Source organism: Stenotrophomonas riyadhensis, assembly GCF_040256885.1.
Lineage (GTDB): Bacteria > Pseudomonadota > Gammaproteobacteria > Xanthomonadales > Xanthomonadaceae > Stenotrophomonas > Stenotrophomonas riyadhensis.
Window position 1 is genome coordinate 3,564,463 of the sequence record NZ_CP155568.1, and the last position, 19,598, is coordinate 3,584,060.

The window sequence follows — 19,598 nt, forward strand, 5'->3', positions numbered from 1 at the left end:
CATTGGATGCAATGGTGGGCCGTGAAGGATTCGAACCTTCGACCAAAAGATTAAAAGTCTTCTGCTCTACCGACTGAGCTAACGGCCCATTGCACTGCCCCAGCCTTTCGGCGGGGTGGGCATTCTACCCTACTTTGGCGGGCAGCGCGAAGCCCGGGTGTGCCGAAGGTGCCGGCCAGCGGCCGGCACTACCCGATCTGGTGAGCCCGCTTAAACCTTCCGGGCCGCCGTCGCATCCCATCTGTGATCCTTCCCCGGAGCCATGGATGCGTCTGATCGTCAGCCTGATTGCTGCCTTGTTGCTGCCATGTTCGGTACTGGCCGCCCCTTCCCAGGTCGTCACCGATGATATCGGCCGCTTCTGGGCCACCTATGACGCGGTGCGCGCCGAGCCCGACGTCGAACGCCAGGTGGCACTCGTCCAGCAGCGCTACATCGATCCGGGCAGCCCTGGCCTGCGTGCACTGATGCAGGTGCGCCACTACACCGCCCGCGAGTACGCCGAGGCCATGCGTGCGTGGCCGCGCTTCTGGACGTCGGTACGCCCATTGACCGCCAACGCGCAGCAGGCCAGCGCCACCCTGGAACGGGACCTGGCCGCGTTCCGGGAGCTTTACCCGGCGCTGCGCCCGGCCACCATCACCTACGCGGTCGGTGTGCTGCGCACCGGCGGCACCACGCTGGGTGACAAGGTGCTGATCGGCGCGGAGATGGCGCTGGGCGATGAACGCGTGGACGTGAGCGAGCTGCCGGAGCCGATGCGCAGCCGCCTGCGGATCTTCTACGACAGCCGCCCGGGGGCGAACAACGCGCAGAACAACCTGCACGAGTACGTACATACCCAGCAGCGCGAGACCACCGGCAGCCTGGCCCAGTACGCGGTACGCGAGGGTGTTGCCGAGTATGTGGCCGAGCGACTGAGCGGGCGCCGGCCGGCATTGCCCTTCTACGACTACGGCGCAACACACGAGGCGGAAATCCGCACGCGCTTCATCGCTGAGATGGACGGCGATGACCTGGACAACTGGCTGTACAACAGCGCCCGCAATCCGTTCGGGGTGAGTGATGTGGGCTATTACGCCGGGTATCGCATCGCGCAGGAGTACATGCGACAGCAGGCTGATGAGAAGGCGGCGATCGCGCGGATGATCGAGCTGGACTATGCCGACCCGGGGGCGGTGCGGGCGTTTATTGACGCGTCGGGGTGGTTGCGGCAGAGATAACGCCGGGCCTTGCCTGGCAGACAGTGCCAACCAAGGTTGGCACCCACCATAGTCAGACCTGCCCGGCGGGTCAGGGAGTGCGAACCAAGGTTCGCACCCACCGAGGAGCAGTTCGCACCCACCATCTTGGAATTCACACCCATCAGGGAAGCCGGCCAGCGGCCGGCTCTACCAGACGCGGTCAGGCGTACAGCGTCGGGTCGGCGACGCCGGCTTCGGCAAAGCCTTGCGCGCGCAGGCGGCAGGCATCGCAGTGGCCACAGGCGGCGCCGTTGGCGTCGGCGTTGTAGCAGGACACGGTCAGGCCGAAGTCCACGCCCAGACGCACGCCTTCGCTGACGATCTGGCCCTTGCTGAGGAACTGCAGCGGCGCGTGCACCTTGATGCCTGCGCCTTCCACGCCCGACTTGGTAGCCAGGTTGGCCAGTGCCTGGAACGCGGCCACGAACTCTGGGCGGCAGTCCGGGTAGCCGGAGTAGTCCACGGCGTTGACGCCGCAGAAGATGTCGTTGGCGCCAAGCACTTCGGCCCAGCCCAGCGCCAGCGACAACATGATGGTGTTGCGCGCCGGTACGTAGGTGACCGGGATGCCGGCACCGCCGGCCTCGGGCACGTCGATATCGTCGGTCAGCGCCGAGCCACCAATGCTGCGCAGGTCCACGTCCACGGTCTTGTGCGCGACCACGCCCTGGGCCTTGGCCACGCGGGCGGCGGCATCCAGTTCGGAGGTATGGCGCTGGCCGTAGCGCACGCTCAGGGCATGCACGGCGAAGCCCTGTTCCTGGGCCATGGCGATGACGGCGGCTGAATCCATGCCGCCGGAGAGAAGCACGACTGCCTTCTTCATGGGTAAAACATCCGGTTGGGAGGGGAAAGCCAGCACGCTGTCCCGCGCCGGAGCTACATCAGGGAACGCTGCGCCGGCTCATCGGCCCGGCTCGTCGTTCCACAGGATTTTATGCAACTGCATCTGGAAGCGCACCGGCAGCCGGTCTTCGACGATCCAGTCGGCCAGCTGGCGCGCGGTGATCTCACCCTTGCTCGGCGAGAAGAACACGGTGCAACGCTTCACCAGATCGTGCTCGGCCACCATCGCCTTGGCCCAGTCGTAATCCTCGCGGTTGCAGATGACGAACTTGATCTGGTCGCGCGCGGTCAGCAGCGGCAGGTTTTCCAGGCGGTTGCGCGCCACTTCGGCCGAACCCGGGGTCTTGATGTCGACCACGCGCGATACCCGGGGGTCCACGGCGCTGACGTCCAGCGCGCCGGAGGTTTCCAGCGAGACGTCCATGCCGGCGTCGCACAGCTTCTGCAGCAGTACCAGGCAGCGCTTCTGTGCCAGCGGCTCGCCACCGGTCACGCAGACGTGGCGCACGCCCTGGGCCAGCACCTCGGCCACGATGTCGTCGATGTCCCACCAGGTGCCGCCGTGGAAGGCATAGGCGGTGTCGCAGTACTGGCAACGCAGCGGGCAGCCGGTCAGGCGCACGAACACGGTCGGCCAGCCGGCGGTATCGGCTTCGCCCTGCAGCGAGGTGAAGATCTCGGTGATCTTCAGGCGTGGCAGGGGCGACTGCACGATCTCGCTGGGCGTGGCGGCGGCGCTGGACGGGGTAACGGCGGTCATGGCGGGGACTTCTTGGTGGGACACGTGGCGGGTGGGCTACCGTGGCCGGTAACGAAAGCAGCCGAGCATGGCTCGGCTCTACAACAGCAACCGGACGGGCACGGCCCAGCCGGTAACGAAAGCAGCCGAGCATGGCTCGGCTCTACAACAGCGGCCGGTCGGGTGTGGCCCAGCCGGTAATGCGAGCCGCCGGGCATGGCCCGGCGCTGCCGGATCCGGGCGGGTTTGCCGAACCGGAAACGAAAGCAGCCGAGCGTGGGCTCGGCTCTACAGGACACATATTGTACGCCCGGTCAGCGGATCAGCGGATCTGCTTGCCGAGACGGATCGACTGCAGGCGGTCCTGCGCGGTACGCGCGGCGTCCGAGCCGGGGTACTGTGCCACGACGGTCTCCAGCGTCTGCTGGGCCTGGTCGACCTTGCCCTCGCCGTACTGCGAGAGGCCAACCTTGAGCAGGCCGCCAGCGGCCTTGTCGTGGGTCGGATAGCGCGAGAGCAGTTCACGGAACTGGGTCTCGGCCATCGGGAAATTGCGGGTGGCGTAGTAGCTCTCGCCCAGCCAGTACAGCGCGTTCGGCGCATAGACGCCGTTCGGGTACAGCTGCAGGAAGCTCAGGAACAGCTGCGCCGAATCATCGTACTTGCCGGCCTTCAGCGAATCGAAGGCGACGTTGTAGGAAGTGCGCTCGTCGCCGGTGGCGGCAAGGCTGCCGGCATCCCCATGGACGGAAGGCGGCCGCTCGGAAGTGGCCGCCGCTGCGGGTTTTGCCGGGGCCGGGGCGGCCTTCGGCGCGCTCGCCGGAACGGGCGGCAGGGCCGGGGCGGCATTGCCCCCTTCCAACCGGTTCAGGCGGCTGTCCAGATCCAGGTACTGGTCCTGGGCGGACTGCTTGAGCTGGGCGTTGTCGTGCTGCAACTGCTCGATCGAGGCCTGCAGGCTGGTGACCTGCTGCCGCAGCTGATTGATCTGGTTCAACAGGTCCTGGTTGGCACTGTTGTTGTACATCTGCTGCTCGAGCGCGCCGACGCGGTCAGCCAGGCTCTGTCGCTGTGCATGCGCCGGTGCGGCAGCCACGAGGGCTGCCGCAACGACCAGCATCAGTTTGATGCCAATGCGCATGGATTACTGCGCGGTGTAGACGATTTCGACGCGACGGTTCTGCGACCAGCAGGACTCGTTCGACTCGGTGCAGACCGGACGCTCTTCACCGTAGGACACGACGGTCAGCTGCGAAGCCGAGCCACCGTTGGCCTGCAGGGCCGAGTTGACGCCGTTGCCACGACGCTCGCCCAGGGCCTGGTTGTACGCGCGCGAACCGCGCTCGTCGGTGTGGCCCTGCAGGGTGATGCGCGAGGACGGACGGTCACGCAGGTACTTGGCGTGGCACGCCATGATGGCCTGGAATTCCGGCTTCACGTCTTCCTTGTCCAGGTCGAAGTAGACAACGCGCTGGCGCAGGCAAGCGTCGGTGTCCAGGTCGCCCGGGCCGTACAGGCCGGAGGTCGACGGAGCGGTCGGGGTGGTGGTCGAGGTGCCGGTGTCGACCGGGGCTGCCGGCTCTTCCTTCACCTTCTTCGAGCAACCGGCCAGGACGGCCACAGACAGCAGGGAAACAAGCAGAACGCGGGTGGACTTGTTCATGGCGATACCTTTGTGGCTCCTAGGCCGATGAGGGGTTCAAGACAGCGAAAATATTAACACTCTTTTAGCGCTGGGTACGGTATGGGGACCATGCCGGTTCGCGCACATCTCCGTCAGCCAGAACCAACCGCTGGCGCACGCGCGCATCGGCAGAAACGGCGTACAGGACACCACGGCCACCCTCGCGGGCGGCGTACAACACCATGCTTGCGTTGGGCGCAAAGCTCGGAGATTCATCCAGCGAACCCGGGGACAGCGTGCTCCAGCGAGGCGACCCCAGCGAGCTGTCCATCATCGCGATCTTGTAGCTGTTGCCCGAGCCCTGGGCGACGGCGATCTTCTTGCCATCGTAGGACACCGAGGGCTTGGCGTTGTAGTTGCCCTGGAAGGTCACGCGTTCGGCACTGCCGCCGCCCGCACCGACCTTGTAGACCTGCGGACGGCCGCCGCGGTCGGAGGTGAAGTACACCGCGCTGCCGTCCGGCGCCCAGGTCGGCTCGGTATCGATGGCGAAGTGGTTGGTCAGCTGGGTCAGCTGCTTGCTGCCCAGGTCCATCACGTAGATTTCCGGGTTGCCCGAACGCGACAGGGTCAGGGCCAGCTTGCGGCCGTCCGGCGAGAACGCCGGGGCGCTGTTGATGCCACGGAAGCTGGTGACCAGCTCACGCGCGCCGGTGCCGATGTTCTGGATGTAGATCGCCGAGTTGCCACGCTCGAAGCTGACATAGGCCAGCTTGCTGCCATCCGGGCTCCACGACGGCGACAGCAGCGGCTCGGCCGAGCGCACGATGGTCTGCGGATTGAAGCCGTCGGAGTCGGCCACCATCAGCGCGTAGCGCATGGCGTCGCCCTTGCCGCTGGCGGTCACGTAGGCGATGCGGGTCCAGAAGGCGCCACGGATGCCGGTGATCTTCTCGTAGATGGCGTCGGCCATCTGGTGGGCGACGTCACGCATGGCGTTGCCACGGGCGGTCATCGCCAGGCCCAGCAGGCGCTCACCCTTGGGCACGTCGAACAGTTCGTACTCGACGCGGTAGGCACCGGCACCGGCGTCGAGCACGCGGCCGACCACGATGTAGTTCTGCTTCAGCGCGCGCCAGGTGGCGAACTGGATGTCGCCGCCACGGACCGGCTTTTCGACGATCTGTGCTTCCGGCAGCGTGCGGAACTGCCCCGAACGCTCGAGGTCGGCGCGGACCACGCCAGCGACGTCGGTCTGCGGTGCGGCGGCCGAACCCTGGTAGGGCATCGGCACGATGGTGATCGGCAACGCGGAGGCATTGCCACCGATGATGTCGATATCCAGTCCCCTCTGCTGCGCAACGGCAGCGAAGGGCAGCAACAGGGCCGCAAACACGGCAAGCCAGCGAGGCATCTTTTTCATGGAGCGCTCAATAGGGGGAAACCGGAACGAGGGATAGCAAAGCGGGAGTGAACCGCTTCGCAATCATGAACCAAGGGTACGTGAATTCCGGGTCAGTTCCAGCCCGTCCTCTCACGCACCGTTAACGTCGTGGCTAACATCGCACCCGCCTGCCCCGATCACGCCACCCGGCCGGGCAGCGTTCGACAGCAGGCTCAGCCTGCCCGGTCGAAACCGGGCCTGCCAGAGGCAAGCGCGACATCCATGGGCGCGGGTGGCTCCCTGGCCACCCTGCCCTGCCCGCCTCAGCGATCCTGGGCGGTAAAGGTGAAGTTGAGCGTGCGCGCGAACACCGACTCGAACCCGCGGTACGGCAGCGGCTGCGCATTGAGCACGGCGGCCTCGATCGAACGCCTGCCGGCCTCGTCGTACGGGCAGTTCGGGCTGACCTTGGCCTGCATCACCGTGCCCCCCGGAATCTGGGTGATGGTGATGGTGCAGCGCTGGCCCAGCGGCACCGTATCCGGGCGCACCCACTGCGACAGCACCTTGGCCTGGATCGCGGCCGCGTACTTGGCCGAAAGATCATCGCTGTTGCCACCGCCACCCGCAGCCGGCTGGGACGCACCGCTGGCACCGGCGGCCGCACTGCCGGCGGCATTGCGCGCGGCGGCGACCTGGCGCAGCTTCTGCTCGGCCAGCTTGGCTTCCTTCTCGGCCTGCTCGCGGCGGGCGCGGATCTCGGCGATCTTCTTCTGCTTCTCGGCCTCGGCCTTGTCAGCCGCCACGCGCTCCTGCTCGGCCTGCTTCTTCTTTTCGTCCGCTTCCTGCTGCTTGGCCAGGCGCAGCTTCTGCTCCGCTTCTTCCTGGCGCTTGCGTTCGGTCAGGTCGATCTGCTCCTGGCGGCGCTTGGCTTCCTGTTCCTGCTTGGCCTTCTCCTGCGAGATGGCCAGCGCGCTCACCGCTTCCTGGTCCTTGGTGTCCGGCTGTGCGACACGCTCCTGCGCCTGTTGCTGCTGCGGCGTGGGGGCGTCCTGCGGGCGCGGCTCGGGAATCGGCTGCGGTGGCGGGATGGTGTCTTCGGGCACCGGAATCGGCTCGGCGACCGGTGGCGGCAGGTCTTCCAGCTTCTCCGACTGGCGCAGGGCCTGACGCGCGGCGGACGCCTCGGACGCGGACAGCGCAAGGCTGGCCTCGACCGACGGGTCGCCGGCAGCGGCATCGGTGTTGCGCTCGGGCGACCAGAACCAGGCCACGATGAAGACCAGCGCGACCAGCAGATGCACCAGCAACGCCAGCGCCAAGGGCAGGCCCCAGCCGGGTTCGCGCTGATGCGAAGGTGGCAGGGCGTCAGCGTGCATCGGTGGCCAGGCCTACCTTGTCTACCTTGGCGCGCTTGATCACATCCATCGCGGCGATGACCTTTTCATAGGCCACGGCGCGGTCGGCGGCAACGATCACGCGCACGCCCTTGTCCTGGGCGGCAATGCCGGCCAGGCGGCCTTCCAGTTCCTCGGCCGACACGGCGGTCGGTTCCTTGGCGTCAGCCAGCTTCAGGCTGAGCTGGCCGTCCTGGCGCACCGAGACGATCACCGGGTCCTGCTTGCTCTCCAGCGCCTTGGCGTTGGACTGCGGCAGGTCGACGTCGAAGCTCAGGGTGAGCAGCGGCGCGGTGACCATGAAGATGATCAGCAGCACCAGCATGACGTCGATGTAGGGAACGACGTTGATTTCCGATTTCAGCTTGCGGCGCTTGCGGCGACCGATGGCAGCGGACATGGCTTGGACTCCCGGGTCAGGCGCTTACTCGTCGCCAGCGCTCTGGCGCTGCAGGATGGAGCTGAACTCTTCGGCGAAGGTCTCGAACCGCACCGACATGCGCTCCACGCGCGTGGTGAAGCGGTTGTAGGCCCACACCGCCGGGATCGCCACGAACAGACCGATGGCGGTGGCGAACAGCGCTTCGGAGATGCCCGGCGCAACGGCGGCGATGCCCGCCTGCGCGCCACTGCTGATCATGTCGTGCATGGTCACCATGATGCCGAACACGGTACCGACCAGACCCACGTACGGCGCGGTCGAGCCGATGTTGGCCAGCAGTTCCAGGTTGCGCTCGAGCTGGTCCACTTCGCGGGTGTAGGTGGTGCGCATGGCACGCTGTGCGCCTTCCAGCTGCGCGCGGCCATCCAGACGGCGCTTGTCGCGCAGGCGGGTGTACTCGCGGAAGCCTGCTTCGAAGATCGCTTCCAGGCCGCCGACGTTGCGGCTGCGGTCGGTGGCCGAGCTGTACAGCTTGCCCAGGTCGGCGCCGGACCAGAAGCGGTTCTCGAACTCGTCGGCTTCACGGGTGGCCTGCTTGAACACGCGGGCCTTGCGGAAAATGATCACCCAGCTGACGAACGAGCCGACCAGCAGCAGCAGCACGATGATCTTCACCGGCAGGCTGGCCTTGGCCATCAGTTCGAGGTAGTTGATGCCGCCGCCGGTGGTGGCCTGGGCAAGGGTCTGTGTCGCGGCGTTGCTGACGTCGGCCGGCAGTGCCTCGGTGACCGTGGCCTGCAGGGCCAGGAGCGTTGCGATCATCCGTTGTTCCTCAGTGTTCGGATTCGGGGTGGAGGTGGGGTTGCAGCACGGCAAGGACGGCCTCGTCCATGCCACGCGGGCGGAAACTGGCCGCTTCCAGTGCGGCGATGCGGACCTGCGCCGACAGCAGCAGTTCGCCGTCGCGCAGGATCTGCTGGTCGAAGACCATGCTGGCCTTCTTCAGCTGGACCAGGCGGGCGCTCACCTGCAGGGTGTCATCCAGCCGTGCCGGCTTGATGAAATCCATCTGCATCGAGCGCACCGCGAAGACCATCCCGTGCTCGGCGCGCATGCGCTCCTGGCCGTAGCCCAGCGCTCGCATCCATTCGGTCCGGGCCCGTTCCATGAAGGCCACGTAGCGGGCGTGGTAGACCACGCCACCTGCGTCGGTATCTTCCCAGTAAATGCGTGTCAGCCAACTGAATCGGGGCTCAACCGGCATCGGGAACCTCCGCGAACAGGTCCTGCGGCGGGTTCTTCGGCTTCAGGCCCATGTGCCGGTAGGCCTTGTGGGTGGCCATGCGGCCACGCGCGGTGCGCACCAGGAAGCCCTGCTGGATCAGGTACGGCTCGACCACGTCTTCCAGCGTGCCACGCTCTTCGGACAGCGCCGCCGCCAGCGATTCGATGCCGACCGGGCCGCCATCGAAGTAGTCGACCATGGTCTTGAGCAGGCGCCGGTCAAGCTCGTCGAAGCCCTCCGGGTCGACCTTCAGCATCTTCATCGCGGCCTGGGCCACGGCCTCGTCGATGTGGCCGCCGGCCTTGACCTGCGCGTAGTCGCGCACGCGCCGCAGCAGGCGGTTGGCGATACGCGGGGTGCCACGCGCGCGGCGTGCGATCTCGCCGGCGCCATCGGCGGTGCAGTCGATGGCCAGGATGGCTGCCGAGCGGCGCACGATCCGGGTCAGCTCCTCGACGCTGTAGAACTCCAGGCGCTGGACGATGCCGAAGCGATCGCGCAGCGGCGCGGTCAGCAGGCCGGCCCGGGTGGTGGCACCGATCAGGGTGAACGGCGGCAGGTCGATCTTGATCGAGCGGGCGGCGGGGCCCTCGCCGATCATGATGTCGATCTGGAAATCTTCCATCGCCGGATATAACACTTCTTCCACCACCGGCGACAGGCGATGGATCTCGTCGATGAACAGCACATCGTGCGGCTGCAGGTTGGTCAGCAGCGCGGCGAGGTCGCCGGCCTTCTCGATCACCGGGCCGGAGGTCACCCGCAGGGCCACGCCCAGTTCGTTGGCGATGACATGGCTGAGGGTGGTCTTGCCCAGGCCGGGCGGCCCGAAGATCAGCACATGGTCGAGCGCGTCGCCGCGCCCCTTGGCCGCCTGGATGTAGATCTCCATCTGCTCGCGCACCGGCACCTGGCCGAGGTAGTCGGCAAGGCGCTTGGGGCGGATGCTGGCGTCGGCGGCGTCATCCTCGCGGGTGGCGCCGGCGCCGATGATGCGGTCGTCGGTCATGTGCTGATTATGCGGCAAAAGCGCGGGTTTCGGCCGGGCTGCGCCCGGCACCCGCAGAAGCAACTGCAACGGCCAAAGCAACAGCCAAAGCTGAGTTCCTGGGGAATGGCGGGGTGGGTCCGGTTGCGGGGGACGCTGCAAGTACGTCCATGTAAGCTCGGTCGCCGCATCCATGCGGCTCACGCCCCCGCAACCGGACCCACCCCGCCTTCGACAGAGTCCTGCGATCTGTCGGGCTGACATGGGCTGCTCTTGGTGGGTGTCGACCTTGGTCGACACGGTAGATCCACACCGTGCGTGGATGGACCTGAGGAGCCGGGTGGATTCTGCTTCCAGCGCGCGCCGTCTCCACAAGTGCCCCCCCCCTTGTTGTTCAAGGGGGCGCGCCGACAAGCGCGGGGATAAGGTGGAATGCGCGGAACGCCGGCGCCCAAGGCGCCTGCGTTTCAAGGGGGCGCGCCGACAGGCGCGGGGACAAGGTGGAATGCGTGCGGGGCCCACGGTTTGCGCAGCAAATCGTGGGACGTAGCGCAGGTGGGGATTAAATCTCCACCTGCGCGCCCAGTTCCACGAGGCGGTTGCCCGGAATCCGGAAGAAGCCGGTGGCCGGGGCGGCGTTGCGATGCATCAGCGCGAACAGCTTGTCGCGCCAGATCGGCATGCCACGGTTGGCGGTGGCGACGATGGTTTCGCGGCTGGCGAAGAAGGTGGTGTCCATCGGGTCGAAGTAGATACCGCCGTGGTCGCAGGAACGCATCAGCGCCAGCGGCACGTCCGGGGTCTCCATGAAACCGAAGCGCACGTAGACGCGGTAGAACTCGTCACCCACCGATTCGATCTTCAGCCGCTGCCCTTCCATCGCATAGGGAATGGGCAGGGTTTCCACGTGCAGGAACACGTTGCGCTCGTGCAGCACCTTGTTGTGCTTGAGGTTGTGCATCAGCGCGTGCGGGGCCACGGTCGGGTCGGCGGTGAGGAACACCGCGGTGCCCGGCACGCGTACCGGCGGTGCCAGCATCAGGCCCGGCAGGAAGGTGTCCAGGCGGATGCCGTCCTTGCGGATCTCATCACGCAGCAACTCGCGGCCACGGCGCCAGGTGCGCATCATGGTGAACAGGAAGATGCCCAGCACCACCGGGAACCAGGCGCCCTGCAGCAGCTTGGCACCGTTGGCGATGACGAAGCCGAGGTCGATGATGAAGAACACCACGCACAGCGGCAGGATCCACTTGCGCGCCTTCGGCCACAGCGATCGCGCCACCAGGGCCAGCAGCAGGGTGTCGATCAGCATGGTGGCCGACACCGAGATGCCGTAGGCCACGGCCAGGTTGGAGGAGCTGCGGAAGGCCAGCACCAGGCCGATCACCATCACCGCGATGCCCCAGTTGATGCCCGGGATGTAGATCTGGCCGATGGTGTCGTGCGAGGTGTGCTTGATCCGCATGCGCGGGATGTAACCCAGCTGCATGGCCTGGCGCGAGACCGAGAACGCACCGGTGATGACCGACTGCGACGCGATCACCGCCGCCATCGTGGCCAGGATGATCATCGGGTACAGCGCCCACGGCGGTACTGCCTCGAAGAACGGGTTCTTCAGCGCCTCGGGGTGGTTGAGCACCAGTGCGCCCTGCCCCAGGTAGTTCAGCACCAGGCACGGCAGCACGAAGAAATACCAGGCGTGGCGGATGGGTTTGGCACCGAAGTGGCCCATGTCGGCGTACAGCGCCTCGCCACCGGTCACGGCCAGTACCACCGCACCGAGGATGAAGATACCGTGCCAGCTGTGCTCCATGAAGAAGCGGATCGCCCACCACGGGTTGAAGGCCTTCAACACTTCCGGCGCGTCGACGATGTTGTAGATGCCGATCGCGGCCAACGAGATGAACCAGACCGAGGTGATCGGGCCGAACGCCTTGCCGATCTTCTCGGTGCCGAAGCGCTGCGCGGCGAACACCGCCAGCAGCACGACCACGGTGATCGGCACGATGAAGGCATGCAGGCCGGGCGCGGCCACCTCCAGGCCCTCGACCGCGCCAAGCACGGAGATCGCCGGGGTAATCACGCCATCACCGAAGAACAGCGAGGCACCGAAGATGCCGAGGATGCCGACCACATAGGCCGAGCGCGACCCGTTGCGCAGCGTGCGCTGGGTCAGCGCCATCAGCGCCATGATGCCGCCCTCGCCGTCGTTGTCGGCGCGCATGATGATGGTCACGTACTTCAGGGTGACCACGATGTTCAGCGCCCAGAACGCCAGCGACAGCACGCCCAGCACGGTGTCATGGTCACTGTTGAGCCCGTAGTGCGGCGAGAACGCCTCCTTCAGGGTGTACAGCGGGCTGGTACCGATATCGCCGAAGACCACGCCGATCGCACCGATGATCAGCGCCATGCCTCCGGCTGGAGGGGCGTGACCGTGGCCGCTGGGGGCGGCTGTGTGCGGGGTTTGACTGCTGGACATGGGACTCCTGGCGAAGCTCAGGCGGTAGGTTGGGGGAAAGGGACGCGGCTCAGCGCAGCGCGGACTGCAGCGCCTTGCGGATCACGGTGGCCACTTCGTCGCCTTCATTGAAGGCATCACGGGCCATGCGCGCCGCTTCGGCCGGCTTGTAGCCCAACTGCTGCAGGGCCACGGTGGCATCGGACAGCGGATCGGCCGGGGCCGGGCCGCTGCCGGTGGGCAGCGCGCCGCCGGCACCGAACTGGGCCGCGCGGTCACGCAGCTCCAGCACCATGCGCTCGGCGGTCTTCTTGCCGATGCCCGGAATGCGGGTCAGCGCGGTGATGTCACCGGCCTGCACCATGCGCGCGAACTCCTCGACAGTGACGCCGGACAGCACGGCCAGCGCGATCTTCGCGCCGATGCCACTGACCTTCTGCACGTCGCGGAACAGGCGCCGCTCACCTTCGCGCAGGAAGCCGTACAGCGAAACGCTGTCTTCCTTCTGCGAGTAATGGGTGTACAGGGTGACCTCGCGGCCAAGCTCGGGCAGGTCGTAGAAGGTGCTCATCGGCGCCTCCAGTTCGTAGCCCACTCCGTTCACGTCCACCACCAGCCACGGCGGCGCCTTGTAGGCGACGATGCCGCGCAGTCGACCGATCATTGCGTGCAGCTCCTCATTTGCGGCCCCACGCCTGGCGGGCACTGAGCCCCAGGCGGTTGGCCGTCGCCCTTACGTGGGCATGGGTGATCGCCACCGCCAACGCGTCGGCCGCGTCGGCCTGCAGCTTGGTTTTCAGGTTGAGCATGAGCCCGACCATGTGTTGAACCTGTTGCTTTTCGGCGCCACCGCGCCCGACCACTGCCAGCTTGATCTCGCTGGCGGCGTATTCGTGCACCGGCAGGTCGCGCAGCACCACGGCGGAGATCGCCGCGCCACGGGCCTGGCCCAGCTTCAATGCCGAATCGGGATTGCGCGCCATGAACACCTTTTCGATGGCCACTTCGTTCGGCTGGTATTCCCGGCACAGGTCGGCCAGGCCCAGCACCAGCAGCTTCATGCGCTGCGGGAAATCGTCGGCGCCCAGCAGCACCAGTGGCTGGTGGTGCACGTGGCTGACCTTGCCGGTGGCGTCAACATCGATGATGCCGACCCCGGTCCGCTGCGAACCGGGGTCGATGCCGAGAATGCGGGTCATGCTGCACTCCTGGCGGGGAGGAACGGAATGCGCTGGCAGGCGTATGGGCTCATGACTGTCCGCGGTGACCGTTCAACGGCCCGCGCCCAGGCCGTCGAAGACGGCTCAGGCGTAGGCGTCGGCGCCGAGTTCGGCGTTGGAATACACGTCCTGCACGTCGTCCAGGTCTTCAAGCATGTCCAGCAGCTTCTTGACCTGCAGGGCAACCTCGCCCTCGACCTTGATGTCGTTGTCCGCGCGGAAGGTGATCTCGGCGTGGTCGGCGACATGGCCGGCGGCAGCCATCGCATCCTTGACCGCGTTGAACGCGTCAGGGCTGGTGACCACGTCGATCGAACCGTCATCCGGATAGACCACGATGTCATCGGCGCCGGCGTCGATAGCGGCCTCGGTGATGGCTTCCTCATCGGCGCCCGGGGCGAAGCTGAGCACGCCCAGGCGCTTGAACATGAAGGCCACCGAGCCTTCGGTGCCCATGTTGCCACCGCACTTGCTGAACGCATGGCGGACATCGGCCACGGTGCGCACGCGGTTGTCGGTCAGGCAATCGACGATCACGGCCACGCCACCCGGAGCGTAGCCCTCGTAGCGGATTTCCTCGTAGTCGACGCCTTCCAGTTCACCGGTGGCCTTCTTGATGGCGCGCTCGATCACGTCCTTGGACATGTTCACGGCCAGGCCCTTGTCCACGGCCACGCGCAGGCGCGGGTTGTTGTTGGGGTCGCCTCCACCGCCGCGCGCGGCAACGCCGATCTCGCGGATGATCTTGGTGAAAATCTTGCCGCGCTTCGCGTCGGACGCGTTCTTGCGGGCTTCGATGGAGGGGCCTCTACCCATGGGTGCTACCGTCTGGCTGCTTCAGGATCAAGGCGCGGATTCTACCTGATCGGGCGCTGCAACCGTGTCTAGGGGCGAAGGATGCCGCCGGGCATGGCCCGGCGAAGAGCGTGCGAACCAAGGTTCGCACCCACCAAGGTAGGACGGTTCGCACCCACCATCTTATGCGGCGGCGGCGTCGCGGCTGTGGTCGAACTGGCCGTGGCGCAGGAAATGCGCGGTCTGCCGCGCGGCGTCGGGCGACACCACCAGACCGCTGTGGCTGGTACGCACCACGCAATGGTCGGCCAGGCCCGGCAGGCGGGTCTCGGCCAGGGCCACGGTGCCGTCGGAGGCATCGTCGATGGCGCCCAGCAGGCTGCCCAGCCCGTGCGGCACTGAACCGGCGATCAGGCCAACCTCGGCCCTGCCCTGCCAGTCCGGCAGGCCATCCAGCAGCAGCTCGCTGCTGCGCCCCAGCGCCAGGCCCCAGCCGTGATCGGACAACGAGCGCGCGGTACCGCTGCCGCGCAGCGGCGAGCCCAGACAGACCACGCGCTGCACCGGCAGCTGCGGATTGCGGCGCAGCGCTTCCAGCGCCAGCAGGCCTCCCAGGCTGTGGCCGACCAGCGACAACGGCCCGGCATCGGCCAGCCGCTCCAGCAGCTGCGGCACCGCCACGTCGGGGCCACCGAAGACCGAGGAGTAACCGAATGCGTGCACCTGGAAACCGCGCGCGCGCAGACGCCAGGCCAGCGGCCCGACCCAGGCACGGGCATTCCAGATGCCATGCAGCAGCAATACGGGGGGAGTCATGCAAACAGCCTGGCGGTCAGCGGGGCAGGAACGTACGGTGATTGAACACGCGCGCGCAGCAAGCGGCGGTGAACGTCAGGCTGCGCGCGGTGCGCGGCGCAGGATGAATTCAAGATCGTGGGTGTCGCCGACCGGGAACAGGTACTCGCCCGCCTTCTCGAATCCATAGCGGGCGTAGAAGCGCTGTGCGCCGAAGTTCTCCGACCACACGCCCAGCCACAGCGTGCGTGGGCCTTCGTGTTCCAGCCAGGCCAGCGCGGTTTCCAGCAGGCGGCTGCCCCAGCCGCAGCTCTGCTGGGTCTTGACCAGGTACAGGCGCTTGAGTTCGCCGTCACCGGGTTTCACATCCGGATGCGGCAGGCCACAGGGGCCGGCGGCGGCGTGGCCGACCGCCTCCCCATCCAGCTCCAGCAGCCACACCGCGTAATCCGGGTGGGCCAGGATCACGCGCTGGCGCTCGACCGTGTAGGCCTCCTCGAGGAAGGCCTGCAGGTCCTGCGGCGGATACAGATGGCCGAAGGTTTCGGTGAACGTGCGGGCGGCCAGCGCCGACAGGGTCGGCGCGTCGTCCACGGTAGCGCGGCGGATCGAATACATGCAGGAAGTTGACGTCAGGGCGAAGCGCGGGTCAAGCCTTTTCAGACGATTCCGCTTCTTCTTCCTCGTCCTCTTCCTCGTATTCCTCTTCGTCTTCGTCCTCTTCTTCCTCGCCTTCCTCGTCCTCGTCGTACTCTTCCTCTTCGTCGTCTTCGTAATCCTCGACGCCGAAGTCTTCACCGTCCCAACGGCCTTCGCCGTCGGCGACGAAGGTCAGGGCCATCGCCGCCGGGTTGGTACCGACGCGGACCAGCCAACCCCCGAACACGCGTGCACGCTCGGTGACCAGGGTGGCCTCGGAGCCTTCATTGCCCAGCTTTTCCCACTCCAGCGAAAACGCAAACTCGGTCATTGCCTGGATCTCCTGATCAGTTGGTCTTGGGGCGAACCTGGATGTGCACTTCGGCCAGCTGCGCGTCGACGATCGGCGACGGCGCGTCGGTCATCAGATCCTGTGCACCGGTGGTCTTCGGGAACGGGATGACGTCGCGGATCGACTCGGTGCCGGCCATCAGCGCGGCGATGCGGTCGATGCCGAAGGCGATGCCACCGTGCGGCGGCGCGCCGTAGTTCAGCGCGTCGAGCAGGAAGCCGAACTTGGCACGGGCTTCTTCGGCGCCGATGCCGAGCAGCTCGAATACCGCGCTCTGCATGTCCGGACGGTGGATACGGATGGAACCGCCGCCGATTTCATTGCCGTTGAGCACCATGTCGTAGCCGCGCGAGACGGCGGTACGGGCGTTGGCGCGCAGGTCGGCGATGTCGTCCACGGCCGGTGCGGTGAAGGGGTGATGCAGGGCGACGTAGCGCTGTTCTTCCTCGTCCCACTCGAACATCGGGAAATCGGTGACCCACAGCGGCGCCCAACCGTCGGCGACCAGGCCGAAGTCCTTGCCGGCCTTCAGGCGCAGGGCGCCCATGAAGTCCGAGACCTTGTTGTAGCCACCGGCGCCGAAGAACACGATGTCGCCGTTACCGGCGCCGACGTGGGCGACCAGCGCAGCGAAGGCGGCTTCGCTGAAGAACTTCTGGATCGGCGAGCTGATCTCGCCGTTGTCGGCGATCTTGATGTAGGCCAGGCCCTTCGCGCCGTACTTGGCGGCATGCGCGGCATATTCGTCGATCTGCTTGCGGCTCAGCGACGCACCGCCCGGGATGCGCAGCGCGGCGACGCGGCCTTCGGCATCATTGGCCGGGCCGGTGAACACCGGGAACTCGCTGTCCTTGACCAGCTCGGCGACGTCGACCAGCTCCAGCGCGATGCGCAGGTCCGGCTTGTCCGAACCGTAGCGACGCATCGCCTCGGCCCAGGTCATGCGCGGGAAGCTGGCGTCCAGCTGGACGTCGACCACTTCCTTGAAGATGGCACGGATCATGTCCTCGACGAAGTCCTGCACGTCGCGCTCGCGGACGAAGGCGAATTCCATGTCCAGCTGGGTGAATTCCAGCTGGCGGTCGGCACGCAGGGCCTCGTCGCGGAAGCAGCGCGCGATCTGGTAGTAGCGGTCGAAGCCGGCCACCATCAGGATCTGCTTGAACAGCTGCGGGCTCTGCGGCAGGGCGTAGAACTCGCCCGGATGCATGCGCGCCGGCACCAGGAAATCGCGCGCGCCTTCCGGGGTGGCCTTGGTCAGGATCGGGGTCTCGATGTCCTGGAAGCCCTTTTCGTCCAGATGGCGGCGCAGGGCCTGCACCAGCTTGATGCGGGTGCGCTGCATGCGCTGCATTTCCGGGCGGCGCAGGTCCAGGTAGCGGTACTTCAGGCGGGTTTCCTCGCCCGGATTCTCGTGGGCGTGGAACGGCAGCGGCGCGGCCTTGTTCAGCACGGTGATGGCGGTGGCGATCACTTCCACCTTGCCGGTGCGCATCTTGTCGTTCACCGCGTGGCGGGCACGCACGACGCCTTCCACCTGCAGCACGTCCTCGTAGCCCAGCGACGCGGCCACGGCGAACACTTCGGCGTTGTCGACTTCCACGGTCACCTGCACGATGCCTTCATGATCTCGAAGATCGATGAAGCAGACGCCGCCCTGGTTACGGGCCACGTCGGTCCAGCCGGCGAGGGTGACAGTCTGGCCAATCAGGGTCTCATCGACCAGGCCGCAGAAGTGGGTACGCATGGGGGGAAGCTCCGCTGGAGAACGCCGGCACCGGATGGGGGCCGGAAAGCCTCGTATTCTGCGGCCGAGGCCCCGGCCGGGGCAAATCCGGCCAGTCACACCGGCTTGATCGCCCCCCTCCCTATAGTCGGGCACCTGCCACCGTATGGGATGCCGCCATGAAACCGCTGTCCCTGGCCAGCCTGGCCCTGACCCTCGCCCTGGGTGCACTGGGCACCCTTGCCCTGCCCGCCCCTTCCGCGCATGCGCAGAGCGGGGTGGTCCGCTGCGAAAGCCAGAACAACCGCGAACGGGTCTGCAACACCGGCTGGCGCAATGCGCAGCTGGTCCGCCAGTTGTCCGGCAGCGCCTGCGACGAAGGCCGCACCTGGGGCAGCCGCAATGGCAGCATCTGGGTCACCAATGGCTGCCGCGCCGAATTCGTCGAGGCCCGCGGTGGCTGGGGCGGCGGCAATGGCGGTGGCTGGGGCGGCAACAACGGCCGCCCCGGCGAGACGATCCGCTGCGAGAGCCAGAACAACCGCGAGCGCAGCTGCCCGGTCGGCTGGCGCAATGCCCGCCTGGTCCGCCAGCTGTCCGGCAGCCCCTGCGACGAGGGCCGCACCTGGGGCGTGCGCAATGGCGCGATCTGGGTCAGCGGCGGCTGCCGCGCCGAGTTCGCCGAAACCCGCGGCTGGGGCGGTGGTGGCGGTGGCTGGGGCGGTGGCAACAGCAATTACTCGGTCACCTGCAGCAGCAACAACAACCGCTCGCAGACCTGCGACTGGGATGAGCGCCAGGGCCGCCCGGTGCTGCAGCAGCAGCTGTCCGGCAGTGCCTGCCAGGAAGGCCGCAGCTGGGGCTACTCACGTGGCCAGGTGTGGGTGAGCAACGGCTGCCGCGCGCGTTTCGGTACGCGGTAAGTACACGGCCGGATCCCTGGCCGACGGCCAGGGCTCTGGCCCCGGTCCGGTATCCCGCATCCACACATGGCGTGGATCTACTGAGGGTCCTTCTGGGGTCGGGGCCCTCCGCAGGAGGGATCCGACCCCGGGATCACGGCGCGGGTGCTGTGTCGTCGCCCCACGGTGGCGGTGGCAGGTCGACCGGCTTGCCCAGGTCGAACTGCACGCGGAAGCGGCGGCCATCCGGGCGGGTCAGCTCGTAGACGAAGGTCTGGTCGGGATCAATCTCCATCGCCCAGGTGTTGTGCGTGGAGGCCAGCATGTCGGCGCGGCGGAACATCGCCACCGAATCGCTGTCGGCCGGGAACTGCTGGCGCTCGGCAGTGCCGGGTGGCGTGCTGTCGCCACCGTACAGGGTGATCGCGTCAGGGCTGCCGTCTTCGTGGCGATGATCGTGCTTCAGGCGCAGGCCGGTTTCCGTGCGGGTCAGCACCCAGGTCCGCGAGTGGTCATCGCCGACATGGAACGGGATGCGCAGCTCGTGCGCCGGATCGGCACAGCCGCGCACGTGCATGACCAGGCGCTGCCCGGCGAACGGATCCTTGCCGGTCGGTGCCGGCGTGTCCTCCACTACCTTGCCGGCATAGGCCTGGCCGCAATGTGCGGCCACGGCAGCCATGAAGGCGTCGGCCGGTGCGGTCGCCAGATCATGGGCGACCGTATCGGAGCGCTGCGAACACGCAGCAAGGCTGAGCAGGAGGGCGGAAGCGGTGACAACGGCAGGCAGTTTCATGCCCCAACCCTAACGGCCATGGC

The 19,598-nt window shown here is 67.1% G+C and carries 21 protein-coding genes and 1 tRNA gene; 2 read left to right on the forward strand and 20 right to left on the reverse strand.

Annotation, left to right across the window (positions count from 1 at the left end; genetic code table 11):
- Nucleotides 1-12: 12 nt before the first annotated feature.
- Nucleotides 13-88: transfer RNA gene (locus SriyCCGPB3_RS16560), tRNA-Lys, on the reverse strand.
- A 178-nt stretch (nt 89-266) separates the two neighbouring features.
- Between SriyCCGPB3_RS16560 and SriyCCGPB3_RS16565 the strand changes: the two genes are divergently transcribed.
- Nucleotides 267-1,223: a DUF2268 domain-containing putative Zn-dependent protease gene (locus SriyCCGPB3_RS16565; protein WP_153855710.1), complete on the forward strand. Its 957-nt coding sequence runs from the start codon at nt 267-269 to the stop codon at nt 1,221-1,223.
- A gap of 181 nt (nt 1,224-1,404) precedes the next feature.
- On the opposite strand, the gene queC is transcribed toward SriyCCGPB3_RS16565, so the two are convergent.
- The 18 genes from queC to aspS form a co-directional block, all read right to left on the reverse strand.
- Nucleotides 1,405-2,070 carry a 7-cyano-7-deazaguanine synthase QueC gene (gene queC / locus SriyCCGPB3_RS16570; RefSeq protein WP_014038216.1) on the reverse strand — a complete coding sequence of 222 codons (666 nt, stop codon included), beginning with the start codon at nt 2,068-2,070 and terminating at the stop codon, nt 1,405-1,407.
- A 78-nt stretch (nt 2,071-2,148) separates the two neighbouring features.
- Nucleotides 2,149-2,850 carry a 7-carboxy-7-deazaguanine synthase QueE gene (gene queE / locus SriyCCGPB3_RS16575; protein ID WP_350259509.1) on the reverse strand — a complete coding sequence of 234 codons (702 nt, stop codon included), beginning with the start codon at nt 2,848-2,850 and terminating at the stop codon, nt 2,149-2,151.
- 301 nt (nt 2,851-3,151) lie between these two features.
- A complete protein-coding gene (gene ybgF / locus SriyCCGPB3_RS16580) occupies nt 3,152-3,970 on the reverse strand; it encodes a tol-pal system protein YbgF (protein WP_054172360.1) in 819 nt (272 codons plus the stop codon).
- Nucleotides 3,971-3,973: 3 nt separating this feature from the next.
- Nucleotides 3,974-4,492 (reverse strand): peptidoglycan-associated lipoprotein Pal, encoded by a 519-nt coding sequence (gene pal, locus SriyCCGPB3_RS16585; protein WP_032128527.1) that lies wholly within the window; start codon nt 4,490-4,492, stop codon nt 3,974-3,976.
- A 64-nt stretch (nt 4,493-4,556) separates the two neighbouring features.
- Nucleotides 4,557-5,876 carry a Tol-Pal system beta propeller repeat protein TolB gene (gene tolB / locus SriyCCGPB3_RS16590; RefSeq protein ID WP_110713294.1) on the reverse strand — a complete coding sequence of 440 codons (1,320 nt, stop codon included), beginning with the start codon at nt 5,874-5,876 and terminating at the stop codon, nt 4,557-4,559.
- 284 nt (nt 5,877-6,160) lie between these two features.
- A complete protein-coding gene (tolA, locus tag SriyCCGPB3_RS16595) occupies nt 6,161-7,216 on the reverse strand; it encodes a cell envelope integrity protein TolA (protein WP_110713295.1) in 1,056 nt (351 codons plus the stop codon).
- Entirely contained in the window at nt 7,206-7,634 is a 429-nt protein-coding gene (gene tolR, locus SriyCCGPB3_RS16600) for a protein TolR (protein ID WP_088026880.1), read from the reverse strand. The genes tolA and tolR overlap by 11 nt, the downstream gene beginning before the upstream one ends.
- Before the next feature lie 24 nt (nt 7,635-7,658).
- Nucleotides 7,659-8,438 carry a protein TolQ gene (gene tolQ / locus SriyCCGPB3_RS16605; RefSeq protein ID WP_006438802.1) on the reverse strand — a complete coding sequence of 260 codons (780 nt, stop codon included), beginning with the start codon at nt 8,436-8,438 and terminating at the stop codon, nt 7,659-7,661.
- A gap of 10 nt (nt 8,439-8,448) precedes the next feature.
- Nucleotides 8,449-8,880: a tol-pal system-associated acyl-CoA thioesterase gene (gene ybgC / locus SriyCCGPB3_RS16610; RefSeq protein WP_350259510.1), complete on the reverse strand. Its 432-nt coding sequence runs from the start codon at nt 8,878-8,880 to the stop codon at nt 8,449-8,451.
- Entirely contained in the window at nt 8,870-9,910 is a 1,041-nt protein-coding gene (gene ruvB, locus SriyCCGPB3_RS16615) for a Holliday junction branch migration DNA helicase RuvB (RefSeq protein WP_110713297.1), read from the reverse strand. The genes ybgC and ruvB overlap by 11 nt, the downstream gene beginning before the upstream one ends.
- Before the next feature lie 541 nt (nt 9,911-10,451).
- Nucleotides 10,452-12,371: a potassium transporter Kup gene (locus tag SriyCCGPB3_RS16620; protein ID WP_429000806.1), complete on the reverse strand. Its 1,920-nt coding sequence runs from the start codon at nt 12,369-12,371 to the stop codon at nt 10,452-10,454.
- Between the two features lie 49 nt (nt 12,372-12,420).
- Nucleotides 12,421-13,014 carry a Holliday junction branch migration protein RuvA gene (gene ruvA / locus SriyCCGPB3_RS16625; RefSeq protein ID WP_005410756.1) on the reverse strand — a complete coding sequence of 198 codons (594 nt, stop codon included), beginning with the start codon at nt 13,012-13,014 and terminating at the stop codon, nt 12,421-12,423.
- Between the two features lie 13 nt (nt 13,015-13,027).
- On the reverse strand, nt 13,028-13,549 hold the full coding sequence (gene ruvC / locus SriyCCGPB3_RS16630; protein WP_088026882.1) for a crossover junction endodeoxyribonuclease RuvC: 522 nt from the start codon (nt 13,547-13,549) through the stop codon (nt 13,028-13,030).
- A gap of 105 nt (nt 13,550-13,654) precedes the next feature.
- Nucleotides 13,655-14,386, reverse strand: a complete 732-nt coding sequence (locus SriyCCGPB3_RS16635) for a YebC/PmpR family DNA-binding transcriptional regulator (RefSeq protein ID WP_110713298.1) — start codon at nt 14,384-14,386, stop codon at nt 13,655-13,657.
- Nucleotides 14,387-14,548: 162 nt separating this feature from the next.
- Nucleotides 14,549-15,181 (reverse strand): esterase/lipase family protein, encoded by a 633-nt coding sequence (locus tag SriyCCGPB3_RS16640; protein ID WP_164162474.1) that lies wholly within the window; start codon nt 15,179-15,181, stop codon nt 14,549-14,551.
- Between the two features lie 75 nt (nt 15,182-15,256).
- On the reverse strand, nt 15,257-15,778 hold the full coding sequence (locus tag SriyCCGPB3_RS16645) for a GNAT family N-acetyltransferase (RefSeq protein ID WP_110713301.1): 522 nt from the start codon (nt 15,776-15,778) through the stop codon (nt 15,257-15,259).
- A 31-nt stretch (nt 15,779-15,809) separates the two neighbouring features.
- A complete protein-coding gene (locus SriyCCGPB3_RS16650) occupies nt 15,810-16,130 on the reverse strand; it encodes a DNA primase (protein WP_126929986.1) in 321 nt (106 codons plus the stop codon).
- Between the two features lie 16 nt (nt 16,131-16,146).
- A complete protein-coding gene (gene aspS / locus SriyCCGPB3_RS16655; protein ID WP_164162476.1) occupies nt 16,147-17,898 on the reverse strand; it encodes an aspartate--tRNA ligase in 1,752 nt (583 codons plus the stop codon).
- 158 nt (nt 17,899-18,056) lie between these two features.
- Here aspS and SriyCCGPB3_RS16660 point away from each other — a divergent pair, with 158 nt between their 5' ends.
- Entirely contained in the window at nt 18,057-18,800 is a 744-nt protein-coding gene (locus SriyCCGPB3_RS16660) for a DUF3011 domain-containing protein (RefSeq protein WP_110713305.1), read from the forward strand.
- A gap of 133 nt (nt 18,801-18,933) precedes the next feature.
- Here SriyCCGPB3_RS16660 and SriyCCGPB3_RS16665 read toward each other — a convergent pair whose 3' ends face one another.
- The gene (locus tag SriyCCGPB3_RS16665) at nt 18,934-19,575 is read right to left on the reverse strand and encodes a hypothetical protein (protein ID WP_350259511.1); all 642 of its coding nucleotides are present in this window, start codon (nt 19,573-19,575) and stop codon (nt 18,934-18,936) included.
- Nucleotides 19,576-19,598: the final 23 nt, after the last annotated feature.